The 15440-nt window shown below is 67.4% G+C and carries 13 protein-coding genes; 11 read left to right on the forward strand and 2 right to left on the reverse strand.

Going from position 1 to position 15440, the window contains the following annotated elements; all coding sequences use genetic code 11:
- The first annotated feature begins 168 nt into the window (after nt 1–168).
- Nucleotides 169–1401, forward strand: coding sequence for an MFS transporter (locus RGI145_RS20835; protein WP_083671265.1), 1233 nt, complete (start codon nt 169–171; stop codon nt 1399–1401).
- Here the strand turns inward: RGI145_RS20835 and RGI145_RS20840 are convergent.
- A protein-coding gene (locus RGI145_RS20840) for an IS3 family transposase (protein ID WP_156878705.1) occupies nt 1361–2511 on the reverse strand; the annotation gives its coding sequence in 2 pieces (ribosomal slippage) (nt 1361–2247 and nt 2247–2511; 1152 coding nt in all). The genes RGI145_RS20835 and RGI145_RS20840 overlap by 41 nt on opposite strands.
- On the opposite strand from RGI145_RS20840, the gene RGI145_RS20850 reads away from it, so the two are divergent.
- The 4 genes from RGI145_RS20850 to RGI145_RS20865 all read left to right on the forward strand — a co-directional run bounded on the left by RGI145_RS20850 (nt 2489) and on the right by RGI145_RS20865 (nt 6847).
- A complete protein-coding gene (locus RGI145_RS20850) occupies nt 2489–3031 on the forward strand; it encodes a glutamine synthetase (protein WP_237183346.1) in 543 nt (180 codons plus the stop codon). The genes RGI145_RS20840 and RGI145_RS20850 overlap by 23 nt on opposite strands.
- Nucleotides 3031–3792: an N-formylglutamate amidohydrolase gene (locus tag RGI145_RS20855; protein WP_075800451.1), complete on the forward strand. Its 762-nt coding sequence runs from the start codon at nt 3031–3033 to the stop codon at nt 3790–3792. The genes RGI145_RS20850 and RGI145_RS20855 overlap by 1 nt, the downstream gene beginning before the upstream one ends.
- Nucleotides 3789–5087 (forward strand): M20 family metallopeptidase, encoded by a 1299-nt coding sequence (locus tag RGI145_RS20860; protein WP_075800452.1) that lies wholly within the window; start codon nt 3789–3791, stop codon nt 5085–5087. Before RGI145_RS20855 ends, RGI145_RS20860 begins: the two co-directional genes overlap by 4 nt.
- A 374-nt stretch (nt 5088–5461) precedes the next feature.
- Nucleotides 5462–6847 carry a phosphatase PAP2 family protein gene (locus RGI145_RS20865; protein ID WP_075800453.1) on the forward strand — a complete coding sequence of 462 codons (1386 nt, stop codon included), beginning with the start codon at nt 5462–5464 and terminating at the stop codon, nt 6845–6847.
- A 912-nt stretch (nt 6848–7759) separates the two neighbouring features.
- Here the strand turns inward: RGI145_RS20865 and RGI145_RS20870 are convergent.
- Nucleotides 7760–8503, reverse strand: a complete 744-nt coding sequence (locus RGI145_RS20870) for a GntR family transcriptional regulator (protein ID WP_075800454.1) — start codon at nt 8501–8503, stop codon at nt 7760–7762.
- A 140-nt stretch (nt 8504–8643) separates the two neighbouring features.
- Between RGI145_RS20870 and RGI145_RS20875 the strand changes: the two genes are divergently transcribed.
- From RGI145_RS20875 to RGI145_RS20900, 6 genes are all read left to right on the forward strand, one after another.
- The gene (locus tag RGI145_RS20875; RefSeq protein WP_237183357.1) at nt 8644–9393 is read left to right on the forward strand and encodes an ABC transporter permease; all 750 of its coding nucleotides are present in this window, start codon (nt 8644–8646) and stop codon (nt 9391–9393) included.
- Complete coding sequence (locus RGI145_RS20880; protein WP_237183347.1) at nt 9390–10181, forward strand: ABC transporter ATP-binding protein; 792 nt, start codon at nt 9390–9392, stop codon at nt 10179–10181. Before RGI145_RS20875 ends, RGI145_RS20880 begins: the two co-directional genes overlap by 4 nt.
- A 23-nt stretch (nt 10182–10204) precedes the next feature.
- Nucleotides 10205–11188 (forward strand): ABC transporter substrate-binding protein, encoded by a 984-nt coding sequence (locus RGI145_RS20885; protein ID WP_075800456.1) that lies wholly within the window; start codon nt 10205–10207, stop codon nt 11186–11188.
- Between the two features lie 3 nt (nt 11189–11191).
- Complete coding sequence (locus RGI145_RS20890) at nt 11192–12595, forward strand: amidohydrolase family protein (protein WP_075800457.1); 1404 nt, start codon at nt 11192–11194, stop codon at nt 12593–12595.
- Nucleotides 12596–12613: 18 nt separating this feature from the next.
- Nucleotides 12614–13339, forward strand: coding sequence for a hypothetical protein (locus RGI145_RS20895; RefSeq protein WP_075800458.1), 726 nt, complete (start codon nt 12614–12616; stop codon nt 13337–13339).
- A gap of 412 nt (nt 13340–13751) precedes the next feature.
- On the forward strand, nt 13752–15437 hold the full coding sequence (locus RGI145_RS20900; RefSeq protein WP_075800459.1) for an ABC transporter substrate-binding protein: 1686 nt from the start codon (nt 13752–13754) through the stop codon (nt 15435–15437).
- Nucleotides 15438–15440: the final 3 nt, after the last annotated feature.

Here is a 15440-nt window from a genome sequence, read left to right on the forward strand (position 1 = left end):
TGCTTCTTCCATAACCTGCATGACCCGACTCATCCGCAGGTCTCTAGAGATGATGCTGCCGGAGACTATCGCTCCCGATCATCGTTGGGCCGGCCCAGAAAGATCAGCAGCTTACATGTAGGCAGCGTGTTCAGACGTTGCTGCGGACGTCATGGTCGGGAGGATGGAATGGACGTTGTTGCGCGCGCACCGATCGCGCTGATGCCGGAAACAATGACCCGCTTTCAGATTGGCATTGTCGCACTCTGCGTTGCGATCGCTGGTCTCGATGGCTTCGACGTCTTGGTGGCAGCCTTCACGGCCTCGGCCATCGCCAAGGAATGGGCGCTGAATCCTGCTACACTTGGCGTCCTGTTCGGTGCAGGTCTCGCGGGCATGGGATTTGGAGCACTCCTGATCGCGCCGCTGGGCGACAGGCTCGGCCGCCGCCCGACCGTGCTCCTCTGCCTTGGCATCCTGCTCGCTGGCATGCTGGCATCTGCCTTTGCTCGCGACATCGGAGAACTGGCCCTGCTGCGTTTCCTCACTGGATTGGGCATCGGAGGTGTTCTGGCCAACATCAATGTCGTCGTGGCCGAATACGCATCGGAGCGCCGGCGCGGGCTGTGCGTTGCCCTTATGTCGGTGGGCTATCCGATCGGGGCAACGCTGGGAGGAATGGCGGCGGTTTATCTGATCCAGATCTGGGGGTGGCGTTCAGTCTATGCCTTCGGTGGTCTCGTGGCACTGATCCTGATCCCCCTGACAATGCGGTTGCTACCGGAATCCTTGTCGTTCCTCCGGGCTCGACGCCCCGCCGATGCGCTGGAGAGGGTTAATCGCATCCTTGCGCGGCTCGGATGCGCGCCGATGGCGACATTGCCGGCTCTCCCTCTCTCCAGCGAGCAGTCCATGTCGCGCGATGTGTTGGCGATTTTCCGGAGCCCGATGCGGGCAGGCACCATCGTCAGCAGCTTCCTCTACTTCTCTGTCATGGCGACCTGCTACTTCCTGTTGAGCTGGACCCCGAAGCTCCTGACGGATCTCGGGCTGAGCGTGAGCGGCGGCATTTCCGGGTCCCTCCTGATGAACGTCGGTGGCACGGCGGGATGCATCCTGTACGGCTTCTACGCGGAACGCTTCGGTGTGCGGCGGCTGGCGGTGTGCTTCATGGTAGGTCTGAGTGTCATGACGCTCGTGTTCGGAGTGCTGCCAGCGGATGCGATGCTGCTTCTCGTGGCAGCCCTGGCACTCGGGTTCTTCCTGCACACATCCATCACGGTGCTCTACGTGGTGGTGCCGACTGTATTTCCGCCGACCTTGCGAACAACTGGTACAGGCTTCTCGTGGACTTGCTCCGGTTTAATGGAGAGGTGTTGGATCAGCTGGCGGCCATCTTCTCGAACTGGGCCGGGCTTGTGAAGTCGAGCGCGGAGTGGCGCCGGACAGGGTTGTAGAAACCATCGATGTAGCGGCCGATAGCCTGCTCGGCATCCTGGCGTGTTTCGAACATGGTGCGCCAGACGAGTTCCGACTTCAGTGTCTTGAAGAACGTCTCAACCATGGCGTTATCGTAGCAATTTCCCTTGCTCGACATCGAGATCAGGATGCCGTGCTTTCGGAGTTCGGCCTGGTAGTCGGCGGAGCAATATTGGCTGCCGCGGTCCGCGTGATGGATCAGCCCTGGCGTCGGGCGGCGCATGATGAGGGCCTTGCGGAGGGCGGTCAGGGCCAGCTCCCGATGCAGCCGATCCGCCATGGCCCAGCCGACGGCGCGGCGCGCGAACAGGTCGATGACCACGGCCAGATACAGCCAGCCTTCGCAGGTCCAGATATAGGAGATGTCGCTGCCCCATTTCTGGTTGGGACCCTCCGCCGAGAAGTCCTGGTCCAGCAGGTTGGGCGCGACCGGCCAGGCATGATGGCTGTCGGTGGTCCGCTTGAACCGCCGCTTCTGCCGGGCGCGGAGGCCGTTCTCCCGCATCAGGCGGGCCGTCCGGCGGCGCCCGACAGCCAAGCCGCTGTCCTGCAGTTCCCGCGTCATCCGCGGGCTGCCGTAGGTGCCGTTGGACAGCGTAAACGCCGAACGGACATGGGCCAGCAGCACCATGTCCTCGTGCTGGCGGCGGCAGGCCGGGCGGCCCCTCCAGGCAAAGTAGCCGCTCTGGCTGACGCCAAGAACGGAGCAGAGACGGTGCACGGGGAACTCCTCTTTCGCCGCATCGATGAGCGCGAACCTCACCGACTTCCCTCCCGAGCGAAAAAAGCCGTGGCTCGCTTGAGGATGTCCCGCTCCTGGCGAAGGATCTCGTTCTCCCGCCGCAGCCGCTTCAACTCGGCCGCGACGTCCTCCTGACCCGAGCGGTCCGGCGCATCGATCTGCCGGTCCCGGCTCCGGCTGATCCACCGCACCAGCGTCGACAAACCAATCCCAAGATCCTCGGCGATCTCACGCTGGCTCCTCCCGCTCGTCCGGACCAGCCGGACTGCCTCGTCCTCAAATTCCTTCGTGAACCGTCTCGGCTGCGTCATGGAGTTCCTCTTGCCTCATCAGGAACCCTCCACTTTTTCGAAGCAAGTCCATCTGCGCCTGCAGCCGCATCACTGGAGTGCGGCCTATGCCTGTCTCGGCGAGCGCAACCGCGAAGCGGGTCTGCGAATCTGTCCCGTCGCCACCCTGGGCGGCGGCGATGCGGCGAAGCAGATGAACGTGGAGTTCCGCGCCACCGATGCCACGGCCAACGCCTATCTGGCGCTGGCTGGCCTGATCACCGCCGGCCTCGCTGGCTTGGCGGAAGAATTGCCGCAGCCAGCGCTGGTCAATGCCGATCCGTCGGAACTGTCCCCCGAGACCCTTGCGGAACGAGGCGTGCGCCGCCTTCCGGGAGACCTGCCAGCGGCGCTGGAGGCGTTCCAGGCGGATCCGGTCCTCATGGGCTGGGTCCCACCGCTGCTGGCGGGCTGCCTGCTCTCGGTGAAGCGCAAGGAGATGTCACTGGTGCACGGGCTTGACCCAGCCGCGCTCTGCGAACGCTACCGGGCGGTGTACTGATGCCCTTGCTTCAGCCCGGGGAGCCACCGGCCTTCACCGTGGAGAATCCCAGCGGCCGCTTTCCATGCCTGCTGCTCTGCGAGCATGCCAGCCGCCGGATCCCGCAGGCGCTGGGCGATCTCGGCCTGCCCGCCGGCGAGATCGAACGGCATATCGGCTGGGATATCGGCGCGCTCGTCATGGCGCGCCGGCTGTCGCGACTGCTGGATGCGGCACTCTTCTCCACGGGATATTCCCGCCTGGTCATAGACTGCAATCGGCCGCTCGAAGCGCCCTCCTCCATCCCCGAGCGCAGCGAAGATACGGTCATCCCCGGCAATCTCGGCCTTTCCCCGGCCGATCGGGCCGCGCGGCGGGACGAACTCTTCCTGCCTTTCCACAACGCGGTCGCGCTGCATCTGGATACGCATGGGGAACGGCGCTGCGTCATGGGCGTCCATAGCTTCACACCACACTACCGGGGTGAGACGCGGCCCTGGGAGGCGGGGTTCCTTTATGCCAGTGCCCGTCGGCTCGCGGCGCCCCTCATGGACGGGCTTCACGCCCAGGGTTTCGAGGTGGGCGACAACGAGCCCTACCGGATCGATCCGGCGGAGGATTACACGGTGCCCGTGCACGGCGAGGCGCGTGGCCTGCCTGCCCTTCTGATCGAGATCCGGCAGGACCTGATCACGACGGAAGCCGATGCGAGGGCCTGGGCGGACCGGCTGGCGCCGCTGATGCGCGATGCGGTCGCCAATATCGGGGAGCACACACCATGACCCAGGAAGCAGCGGTGCGGGCCGCCGTGGCCGCGGATACGGACTGGATGCAGGCGTTCCTTGCGCAGCTGGTGCGGACGCCGAGCGTGAACCCGAAATTCGAGGCCGATCCGGCCCTGAACCGGGAGGCAGAGGTCCAGAACATTCTGGAGGAGGAGTTGCGGGCACTGGGCTTCGCCACCAGTCGGCAGGAGCCGCTCCCGGGGCGGCCGAACCTGATCGGCCTGTGGCCAGGCGGGCAGGCCAACAGCTTGGCCCTATGCGGCCATGTGGATGTCGTGCCGGTGGGCGATGCCTCGGTCTGGGTGCATGCGCCTTTCGGCGCCGAGGTCGCCGATGGCCGGATGTACGGGCGCGGCACAGTGGACATGAAGGCCGGGTTGGTCGCCTGCCTCGCCGCCTGCAGGGCCTTTCGCGCCCTGGAGATCCCGCTTTCGGGACGCCTGGAGTTCCATGCGGTCGTAGATGAGGAGGCTGGTGGCTTCGGCGCCATGGCGGCAGCGGCGCGGGAGCCGCGCCCCTCGGCCGTGCTGGTGGCGGAAGGAAGTGGCAACGCGGTCCGGCCCTGGGTCGGCGGCCTGGACTGGGTGCGGGTGACGGTCCGTGGCCGCAACGGGCATTCCTCGCGCCGCTTCGCCTCTATCTACCCGTCGGAGGCCGCGGCGGGCATTCCCGTGCGCAGCGTCAACGCGCTCGAACTCGGTGCGCGGGTGCTGGCTGCGGTGCAGGCGCTGGAGGTGCAATGGGGTCGGGAGAAGCGCTTCCCCTATCTGCCTGCTGGGATGAACACGATCTCGCCCGGCATGATGATCGCGGGCGTGGGCATGGGCGCCGACGGGTTGCCCAACGTACTGAATAACCCGGGCATCGTGCCGGACACCTGCGTACTGGATTTCGACCTGAAGTTCCTGCCGCATGAGGATCCGGTCACCATCCGGCGGGAATTCGAGGAAGCGCTCCTGCGGTTTGCCGCCACCGACCCCTGGTTGGCCGAACATCCGCCGCATGTGCAGTGGGATCTCTACGGCCTGCACTTCCCGCCCGTAAATACCCCGGTCGATCATCCGCTGGTCGAGGCGCTGGTGGAAAGCCGGAAAGCGGTAGGCCTGCCGGTGCAGCTGGAAGGCATGCTGGGGGTGACCGATGCCGCGCATTACGCGGCGCGTGGCATTCCTGGCGTGGTGTACGGTCCTTTAGGCGCGAATGCGCATGGGCCGGACGAGTACGTGATTGTGGAAAGCGTCGTCGAGGCCGCGCAGGACATCGCCGCAACTATTCTTCGCTACTGCGGATGAGGTGAGAACGACTGTCCCGGTATCACCAAATTCAGCATTGTCAACTCAGTGAAGCCGATGCTGGGTTTGCATGGCATTGGAGTGGAGTTACCGGGACTGGAGAGGGGGCCAGAGAGAAGCCGCGTGCGGGAGCCAAGTGCGGAGTGTAAGCACTTGGCATTGTAGAAGCTCTCGATGAAGGAGGACACAGCCATGCAGGCTCGGTCCTGCGAGGCGAACGACCGACAGCCCTCTACGCGGTCGGTCTGGGCAACCCAGTTCCAGATCGCCTGCACCGAGGGTTCGAACTTGTCTGCTCGGGGCAGACACGACACGATGCAGCGCAAGCCAGGAATGCCCGCGCTCGAACGGGGACAGGGAGTAGAGATCACACCATGCAAGCTGAGACCAAGATTGCACTCGCCATCGCTTTTGCACTGGCGTCCTCGCCGGGCATGGCCCAGACGCCCGTCAACCTGGAGGCACTAAAGGGCCTCGCGCCGGTTGCCACCATGACGAAGACTCATGCCGGCCGTGCGGCCCTATCGTCCAACCTGGCGATGACGGGGGCGATCCAGACCGGTAGCCTGCCCCAGACCACGCAGCTGCCCTTCCATAGCCAGCAGCAGCAGGCGCTGCGCGACGCCTTCATCACCGACGGCAACCTGGCGCAGCTCGCCGAGGGGTTGGGCACCACGCTGGGCGCAGCATACCAGGCGCGGGCACACTACGTCGACCGCAACCACTTCACCAGCATCTCGCCTGCCATCGCCAATCTGATTGCCTACACCAATGCCACCACCGGGCAGGATTCCAACTCGGGCAAGTACTTCTTCGCCAACCTCACCACCGACGGCAAAACGCCAGCGTCGGCAGAGGCAGCGGAGATGCTGAAGGCCCGCGGCGGTCTGTCCGACCCGTTCGGCACCAGCTATAGCCGGCCGGGTGGCTCGCCGGGTTCGAACGCATTCGGCAACTCCCGTCCGTTCCAGACGGAGCCGGTGGTGCTGCCCATCATCGGGCCGGACTATTTCAACGCCCCGTCCGATAACGTGGTGTACAACCGCGGGCCGACCATGAACCTGGTGGACAGCCCGTCCTATCCCAGTGGGCACACGACCTACGGCTACATGGGCTCGCTGGTGCTGGCTGTGCTGGTGCCGCAGCGCTACCAGCAGATGATCGCGCGCGGGGCGGAGTACGGCAACGACCGCATCCTGATGGGCGCGCACTATACGATGGACGTGCTCGGTGGCCGCACTCTTGCCCTCTACGACTTGGCACATCTGCTGGCCAACGACCCGAAATACGTCAATCGCCCCCTGCTGAGTGACCCTGCGCCCCAGGGGGCGGTGTCGCCACCTTCCAACACCATTGCCGACTACCGGGCCGCCATCACGAGCGCGCGCGACGAGCTGACGGTCGTGCTGGAAGCCGCCTGTGGCAAGAAGGTGGATGCCTGCGCTCAGGAGGATACCGGCCGCTTCAGCGACCCAGCCCTCAATGCCGCTGCCTACACCGCGACCCAGACTTATGGCCTGCCGGTCGTGTACCCGGAAACGGCTGGCAAGATCGAGGACGTGGGCAAGGTGGCGCCGGAGGCCGGATACCTGCTTACCGTCGCCTTCCCCTATCTGTCGCTGGACCAAGCCAACCAGATCCTGACGGAAACCGAAGGTCCGGGCGGTGGCTTCCTGGACGATGGCTCCGGGTTCGGCGTGTACTCCCGCCTCAACCTGTATGCGGCGGCCGGCCGCGCAGCGGCAATGGCGCCGAAGTAGTCGGCTGTGAACAAACCGATCAGCCTGAAGCGACGCTGATCGGTTAGCGTTCTGCTGGGTCGGGGCGCCGGAGCAGGATGTCCAGCCGAGCGACCAAGAAAGCCCTGAGGTGGGATCTCGGTCGGGAATGACGATCTCGGCCGATGTCCGGCTCTATAGCGTCTCCCCCGTCGCTTCGCTGAATCAGGCCCGGCGTCCGCCCGTTCGAGAATCTGCTCGATGGCCAGGGACCGGCATCCCGTCGGGAGCACGGGCCTAGGCAAGGCACTGATCCTCGACCTGCCGGAAGCGCAGTGGGAGGAGTTCGTCAGCCGTGGCCGCGCAGGCCCGGTGCGCGTCGGCGGCAAGGCGCGGCTGGAGCACATGCGGCTCTATGCAGCACGAGCGGGGAGCTTCCGACCCTGGGGAGAACGAGCTGGAGATGTTTCTGTGTCGCCGCCCCACAGCCGCTCCACGGGCCGGAGAGCAAATTCCGCCAGCGTGAAGGCCAGCCACCCAGCCAGCGCCGTGATACCGATGGCGAGCAGCCTGCGTATTCCGACGGATGCCAGCCGGTGATTCCGAGGCAAGCCACCGCCCTCCAGAGATAGTGCAGCACGCCATTGATGCGCAGAAACACCTTATCGAGGTGCCAAGTGGCGCCCGGCTTCGGACGGCGATGTCCCGTTCCGCCAGGATCAGTTCCACATCATGCAGGCGCAGGCTGAACACGTGATAAAGCCAGACCGTATGGCTGATGATCTCCGCCGGGAAGCGGTATCCAGGATAGGTGGCGGGGTCTGACGTCATCTCGTCAGGCTGACCCGGCTCGACCGTCCCGACTACCGCCCAGCAACTTGCCAACGCCGATCCCGGAGATCGGCCTGGCTTGACCTTGGTGCCGCCCGCGCGCCTGCGGTCCCCGGTCCAACCCTATCGGTTCACGCTGACCTGATACTGGAACGCATCGGCTCGGTAGTAGAGCTGCTCCGCATCGATCGGCGTGCCGCCCGCATCATGTGTCAGGCGCTCGATCCGCAGGAGGGGCGCTCCTTCCGTCACTTCTAGCAGGGTGGTGAGGGGCGGGGCCGCCGCGATGGCACCGATGACGAGATCGGCCCGGCCCAGCCGCACGGCGAGATCCCCCTCCAGCATCGCGAAGACATCGCGGCTTTCCAGATCCATGTCGGCGAGCCGCTGGCCGAGAGCCGAGGGGAGCCAGGTGTCTTCCACCGAGAGGGGCGCCTCATCGAGCAGCCGCAGGCGACGGATGGCCGTCACCGGAGTGCCCTCCGGCAGATGCAGCCGCTCGGCAGCATAGGCCGTCGCCGGCTCCTCCCGCACATGGAGGACGCGGTTGCGGATGCTCCTCCCCGTCGCGGCCATGGCCTCGGCCAGCCCCTGCAACGCATGGAGCGGCTGCACCGCGCGCGGGCGCGCGACGAACCAGCCCTTGCCAGGCACCGCAAAGGCCAGGCCTTCCCGCGCCAGCTCCCCGACGGCCCGCCGGACCGTGATGCGAGACACGGAAAAGCGCGACTGCAGGGCTGCCTCGGAGGGCAGTTGGTCGAAGGTCTTCAGCCGGCCGGCGGCGATATCCGACCGCAGCGTATCCCGGATCACGTCATAGAGCGGCCGGGGGTAGGCCGTATCGCCGCCTGCTCCTTCTGTCGTCACATGGCTGCCTTTCTATGCAGGTCAGTTCGTCCGAGGGATCTTTTTGCCCATCTCTTACAGGATTTCCTCTGTTATGACGAGATATGACTAGTTATGACGTGGCATCCGCTGAGAGACAATGGGAGCCTCACTTGATCAGGATGCTCGGCCGCGCCGGCCGCGTGCCCGCCGCCCTCGCGGGCGCCGTGCTCATCTGGTGGGTTCTCAGCGCCTTGCCGGGCGTGAATCCCGTCTTCCTGCCGAACCCACTTGCCGTCGCCCGTGCCTTCGTCGAGCTGTGGCAGGACGGGACCCTTCTTGGCGACCTGCGCGTTTCGCTCGGGCGCGCGGCCATCGGCTTCGCCATCGGCTCCATCCTGGGCGTGCTGGTGGGGTTGCTGACATCGCGCACGCGCCTGATCGGCCATGCCGTGACGCCCATGCTGATGCTGCTGCGGCCCATCCCCGCCATCGCCCTCGTGCCGCTCGCCATCGTCTGGTTCGGCATCGGGGAGGGATCGAAGCACTTCGTGATCGCCTACACCGTCTTCCTCGCCGTCTGGCTCAGCACGCATCACGGCGCCTCCTCCGTCGCGGGCACCTATATCCGCGCCTCCCGCTCTCTGGGCGCCGGCCATCTGCGGGAGTTCTTCGAGGTCGTGGTGCCCGCCGCCGCGCCGCATATCGTGGCGGGCCTGCGCATGGGGGCGGCGTTGGCCTTCCTCTCCCTGGTCGCGGCGGAGCTGACGGGTGCCTCCTCCGGCATCGGCTTCCGCATCCAGGAGGCGCGCCAGTTCATGCAGACCGACGTGATGTTCGTGAACCTGATCCTCCTTGGCGTGCTCGGGGCGGCGCTGGATGCTGCCTTCGTCGCCGCCAGCCGCCGCCTCGTGCACTGGGAGGTCATGTGAGCACCGCCCCGCTTTCCGTCGGCGAAGTCCGCGCGACCGCGGCCGAGGTCCTCTTCATGGGCCGCCGCGGGCCGGTACAGGCGCTGGCCCCCACGGACCTGCTTCTGCGGCCGGGTTCCTTCACCGCGCTCATCGGCCCCTCCGGCTGCGGCAAGTCCACCCTGCTCAACGCCATCGCCGGCTTCGCGCCCCTGTCCGGCGGCGTGGTGACGCTGGATGGCCGCCCCATCCGCGGACCTGGCCCTGAGGTCGGCGTCGTCTTCCAGCAATATGCGCTGTTCCCCTGGTTCACCGCGCGCGGGAATGTGGAATTCGCGCTCAAGCGGCTCGGCCATTCCGCCGCTGACCGGCGCCGGACGGCGGATGGCGCGCTGGCGGAGGTCGGCCTCGCCGGACGGGGCGATTCCTATCCCGGCCAGCTTTCGGGCGGCATGAAGCAGCGCGTGGCGCTGGCGCGCACCCTGGCGGCGCGGCCCAAGGTGCTGCTGATGGACGAGCCTTTCGGGGCGCTGGACGCCCAGACCCGGGCCTCGATGCACGAGTTGCTGCTCGGCGTCTGGGAGGCGCACCGCACCACCGTGCTCTTCGTCACGCATGACGTGGACGAGGCGCTGGTGCTAGCGGATCGTGTCCATGTCATGGCGGCCGGCCCCGGCCGGATCATCGAGACGATCGAGCTGGGCGATCGTGCCGCCCGGGTCGGCGCCGAGGTGGGTCCCGAATATCTCGCCCAGCGCAACCGCATCATGAGTCTCCTCCGCCACGCGTCCCCGGCCGAGGCGGCCTGACCCCTATCCCGATGGACCGACCGATGACCCGCGTCACACGCCGAGCCCTTGCCGGCTCCCTCCTCCTCGCCCCCGCGATCATCCCCGGCCTGGCGCGTGCCCAGGCCGCGCGGCCCGTCCGGGTCGGCGGCGGCCTCTTCGCCGAGGCGCCGCAATTCGCGCTGGCGCAGGAGCGTAACCTGTTCGGGGCTGCGGGCCTGGCTCCGGCCGTCACCAACTTCCCCACCGGGCGGGAGGCCTTCGAGGCCTTGATCGGCGGCCAGGTCGATCTCGCGATGATGGCGGAGTTGCCTGTCGTGGTCGGGGCACTGCGCGCGCAGAAGTTCGGCGTTGTCAGCACGCTGTCCCGCTACAAGGGCATGCGCATCGTCACGAAGAAGCGGGACGGCGCGGCCCCCACGCTGGCCTCGCTGGCGGGTCGGAAATTCGGCGTCACGCTGGGCACCAACACGCATTTCATGCTGATGACGGAACTGGCTGCGGCCGGCATCCGGGCCGAGATCGTCAATATCGGCCCGCCCGACCTCATCGCGGCCCTCGCGCGCGGCGATGTGGATGCGGCGGCCCCCTTCCCGAACGCCTATGCCGGGGCGCGCCGCGCGCTGGGCGCCGACTATGCCGAGATTCCCGTCACGACCTACCAGCCGACCTATCTCCTCGTCGCCTCCGAGCCCTTCGCCCGGGACGTCGATGTGACAGGCCGTTTCCTTTCCGCCCTGCTCAGGGCCGAGGCGGCCATGGCGACCGAGACCGAGGCGGCGCAGGCGGCGGTCGCGAAGCTGGCGGGCCGGGCGCAGAACCTGGAGGCCGTGCGCGCGGCCTGGCCCGATTACGATGCAAGGATCACCCTCGACCGGCCGCTGCTCGACCTGATGGAGCGCGAGGGCCGCTGGCTGGCCGAGACCGGGGCTGCCCGTGGCGCTTCCGCCGACCCCGCTGTCTTCCGCGCGGCGATCGCGGAGGCGCCGCTGCGCGCCGTGAGCCCCGATCGCGTGACCCTGGGCTGATCGATGCCGTCCCTTTCGCCCGAGATCCTGTCCGCGCCCCGCCTGCTGCTGCGGCCGGGGCAGGTCCTGCTGCCGGAAGGCTTCGCGGCGGATATCGCCGTCCTGGTGGAGAATGGCCGCTTCGCCGCGGTCGGCCCGGCCACCGCGATCCTCGCCGCGAATGCGGACCTCGTCCCCATCGACCTGCCGGATCATGCGCTGATGCCCGGCTTCATCGACGCGCATCATCATCTGACGCAGGCCATCGGCAAGTCGCTCGCCTTCGGGGAGCCCTCCGAGATCTTCCGCCGCATCTGGGTGCCGATGGAATCCCATCTGGGCGGGGAGATGGCGTGGCTCTCCGCGAAGCTCGCGGCGTTGGAGGCGTTGCGCGGCGGCTTCACGACCGTGGTGGATGCCGGGACGCGGCACGAGGGCGATCTCGATCCCATCGCCGTGGCGGTCCGGGAGGCCGGGCTCCGCACCGTGCTCGGCCTGATCTGCAACGATGCGGCGGGGCCGGAGCCGGCCGATCCGGCCCCGATTCTCGCGCGGGCGGAGCGGCACCTTGCCCGTTGGGGCCAGGACAGCCTGGTCCATCCCTCCCTCGCCATCTCCATCCCGGAGGTGGCGACCGATGCCATGCTGCACCGGGTCGCCTCCCTCTGCGCCGAGGCGGGCGTGCCGTTCCAGACCCATGCCAATGAGCATCTCGTCGCCGTGGAGCGCTCGCTCGTCGCGCGCGGGCTTCGGCCGGTGGAGCATCTGCGGGCCGCCGGCGCGCTGAACGCATCGGCGCTCCTGGCCCATGCGACCCTGGTCACGCCGCGCGAGATCGGCCTGCTGCGCGACAGCGGCGCCGCGGTGGCCTATTGCCCCGTTGCCTCGCAGTGGAAGGGGAACGCCGTTGCGCCCGCCACCGCCATGCTGGAGATGGGCGTGCCGCTGGCGCTGGGCACCGACGCCACCCGGAGCGATGCCTTCCGCCTGCTCGACGCGGCGGAAGCCTCGCAGCGCCTTGCCTATGGCATCCCGCAGGGCGACTTCTCCTGCGGTGGCGGCTGGCCCTGGATGGTCCACGCCACCGCGGCCTCGGCGGACACGCTCGGCCTCGGCGCTGTCACCGGCCGCGTCGCGCCGGGCCTCGCGGCCGATTTCCTTCTGGTGGACCTCGCCGTACCGGAACTCGTGCCGTCGCGGGACCTGATGTGGGAACTGACCCGCTTCGGCAACCGCGACCAGATCGAGGCTGTCTTCGTCGCGGGCCGCCTCCGGCTCTGGCACGGCTGGCCCCTGGACTGGGACGCGCGTGCGGCCATGCGGGAGGTGGCGGCCCGCGCCGGGGCCGCCGTCGCCGGTTCGCCGATCGTCAAGATCCACCCGCTCTCGGCAGCCCATCGCGCCGCCGCGGCCAGCGGCACGCACTGACCGCCCCCAGGGATCGTTATGCTCCTCGTCATGACCTGCATCGCGCTGGTGGCGGCCGGCGCCGCGATCCAGGTCGCGGTCGGTGCCGGCCTCAGCATCGTCTGCGGCGCCGCGCTCTTTCTCTGGCTCGGCACCGGCGCCGGCGTGCCGGTCCTCCTGCTGCTCAACCTCCTCGTCTCCATCCTTGGCACTGCCCTCGGCGGGGTGCGGTTGCGCTGGGGGGATGTGGCCCTGGCATCGGGCTCGATCCTGCTGGGCTGCGCGGCGGCTGCCCTGTTGCCGCCAATCCCCGAGGCCGCGCTGAAGGCGATGACAGCCGCCGTCCTGCTCCTGGCCGCCTTGCCGCGCCGGCCGGCGCGCGGCGCCGCGCCCGCCTCCGATCAGGGCTGGAAGGGCATCGCCGGAGCCGGCGTCGTGACAGGCATGCTCACCCTCTGGACCGCCAGCCCCGGCCCGGTGACCCCCGTCGCGCTGGCCCGCGCCGGGCGTTCCGGCAACGAGGTGCGGCGCGTCATGCAGCCGGTCTCCTGCGTGGGGTATGGTGTGGCCCTCGCGGTCACCGGCCTGCCCACCACCAGTGCCACGGGGGCTGGCATTCTGTGGAGCCTGATCGCCGCCTGTCTCATCGGGGCGGGCTGCGGCTTCACGCTACGGCCCAGGATCGAGCCGGGCCGCGTCGTCAAGCTGATCCGCCTCATCGCGGTGGTGGCTGCCGGGCTGCTTCTGCTCTCGCTGCGGACCTAGGGCAGGTCCCGGGACCGCATCGGCGGCCGCCTGGCCGGATCACAGGCCGTGCCCCTGGCTGTGATGTCAGGGCGCCAGCCGAGGGGCGGATGCTGGCCGATGAGGTCATGGAAACGACGGTCCACATCGATCGCGGACATGGCCGGTCTTCCCGCCAGCAGGTGTTGTGACAGATGAACCGATGTTCCATTGCCTGTTCGATATGTTTCTGGAAGCCGTTCCTGGACCTCCACGGACACGCGCAAGCCTCATTCATGCTCGATTGATGATTTCGGATTGATCATCCAGGCCAACACAGCCGCATTCTTCTTCCCGAGGGGCGCATTATGCTCGAATGCCTCTCAAGTTTTCTCCCGATTCCTGAAACGCCGGTTTAGCCTCCAGTGCCGGACAAGCCCTGGAGAATGCCGCCGTGACCGCCCCGAAGCTCTCGCGCCGCGCCCTGCTCGCCAGTTCCAGCCTTTTCCTGTTGCCCATCCTCGCGATGGGCAGCGCCCTCGCCGCCACGCCGGGGGACAAGATCCGCAAGATCACCCTGCTCTGCGCTGCGCAGGCCAGCGACCCGCAGGAATTCCAGGCAGCACAGCTGATCGCCGCCGCATGGCGGCAGCTTGGCCTCGATGTCGAGGTCAAGGGCCTGCCGCGGCCGCAACTCTCGGATGTCGTCTGGAACAACCGGACGAAGTGGGACACCACGATGTGGCGCATGGTCGGTCGGCCAGAGCGGAGCGATCCCGACGAGTTCACCTTCAACTTGTACAACCCGGCCACCATCGCCACCGGGTACAACTTCGTGGCCTACAACAACCCGGATTTCCAGAAGCTCGCTGAGGCGCAGCGGGCGCAGCCGGATCCGGAAAAACGCCGTGAGCTGCTGTACCAAGCGCAGGACATGATCAATCGGGACCAGCCCTATCTGTTCCTGGTCTATCCCAAGAATGTCCTTGCCTATGACAAGTCCGTCTGGAAGGCGGAGAGCATCGTCGAGCAGAGCGGCATCGGCATCCGCAACTTCTGGACCTTCCTGCGCGCGGAACCGGCCGGGGCGAAGAAGGACATGGTCTGCAACGCCGCCGAATCGCTGATCGCTCTGAACCCGCTCTATATCAGCGGTGCCATCGACAGCTGGGTGACCGAACTGATCTGGGACCGGCTGATGCGGGTCGGCCCCGACGGCCTGCCGCAGCCCTGGGCGGCGGAGACGGTGACGCAGGTCGATCCCGCCACCATCGACGTGGTGCTGCGCCAGGGCCAGACCTGGCATGACGGGAAGCCCGTCACCGTGGAGGATGTGGTCTTCTCCTTCGAGGCGCCGGCGACCAGCGACAAGTCGCCGATGTACAAGCCCTTCGTGGAGAACATCGCCTCGGTGAAGGCGGTGGACGAGCATACCGTCCGCTTCGTGCTGAAGACGCCGAGCGCGGCCTTCATGACTTCGACCCTGGCCAAGATCAACCTGACGCCCAAGCATGTCTGGAGCCCGATCCTGGCCGATCTGGCGAACAAGCCACAGAATGCCGAGACGGTGCAGGAGGAGCGCCCGATCGGCTCCGGCCCCTTCAAGGTGGCCCGCTTCAAGCTGAACGAGGAGATCGTGCTGGAGGCCAATCCGGCGCATTGGGAAAAGCCCCGGATGGATCGCTGGATCCTGCGGGTGATCACCAATACCGGTGCCGCCCTCGGCATGCTGCCGCGCGGCGAGATCAACTTCCTGACCGACTACCGGGGCGATCCGAAGCTGCTGGCCGATCTCGCCAGGAACAATCCCAGCATCCAGGTCGTCGCTACCACGGATATGGGTTTCCGCTTCGTGGCGCCGAACGCGCGCCGCCCGCCCTTCGACGACGTGCGTTTCCGACGCGCCCTTTCCCTCGCCATCAACCGCCAGCTCATGGTGGCGGCTGCCTGGAACGGCTTCGCGGCCCCTGCCAATTCCTTTGTCTCGCCGGCCCTGCAGTTCTGGGCGAAGCCCGGCATCGATGATCTGAAGCCGAACATGGCCGAAGCGAAGAAGCTGCTGGAGGAGGCGGGCTATGTGATCGCCGCTGGCAAGCTGCATTACCCCGCCGGAGTGAAGGAAACGCAGACGGAAGGCTGAGCG

The organism is Roseomonas gilardii (genome assembly GCF_001941945.1).
GTDB lineage: Bacteria > Pseudomonadota > Alphaproteobacteria > Acetobacterales > Acetobacteraceae > Roseomonas.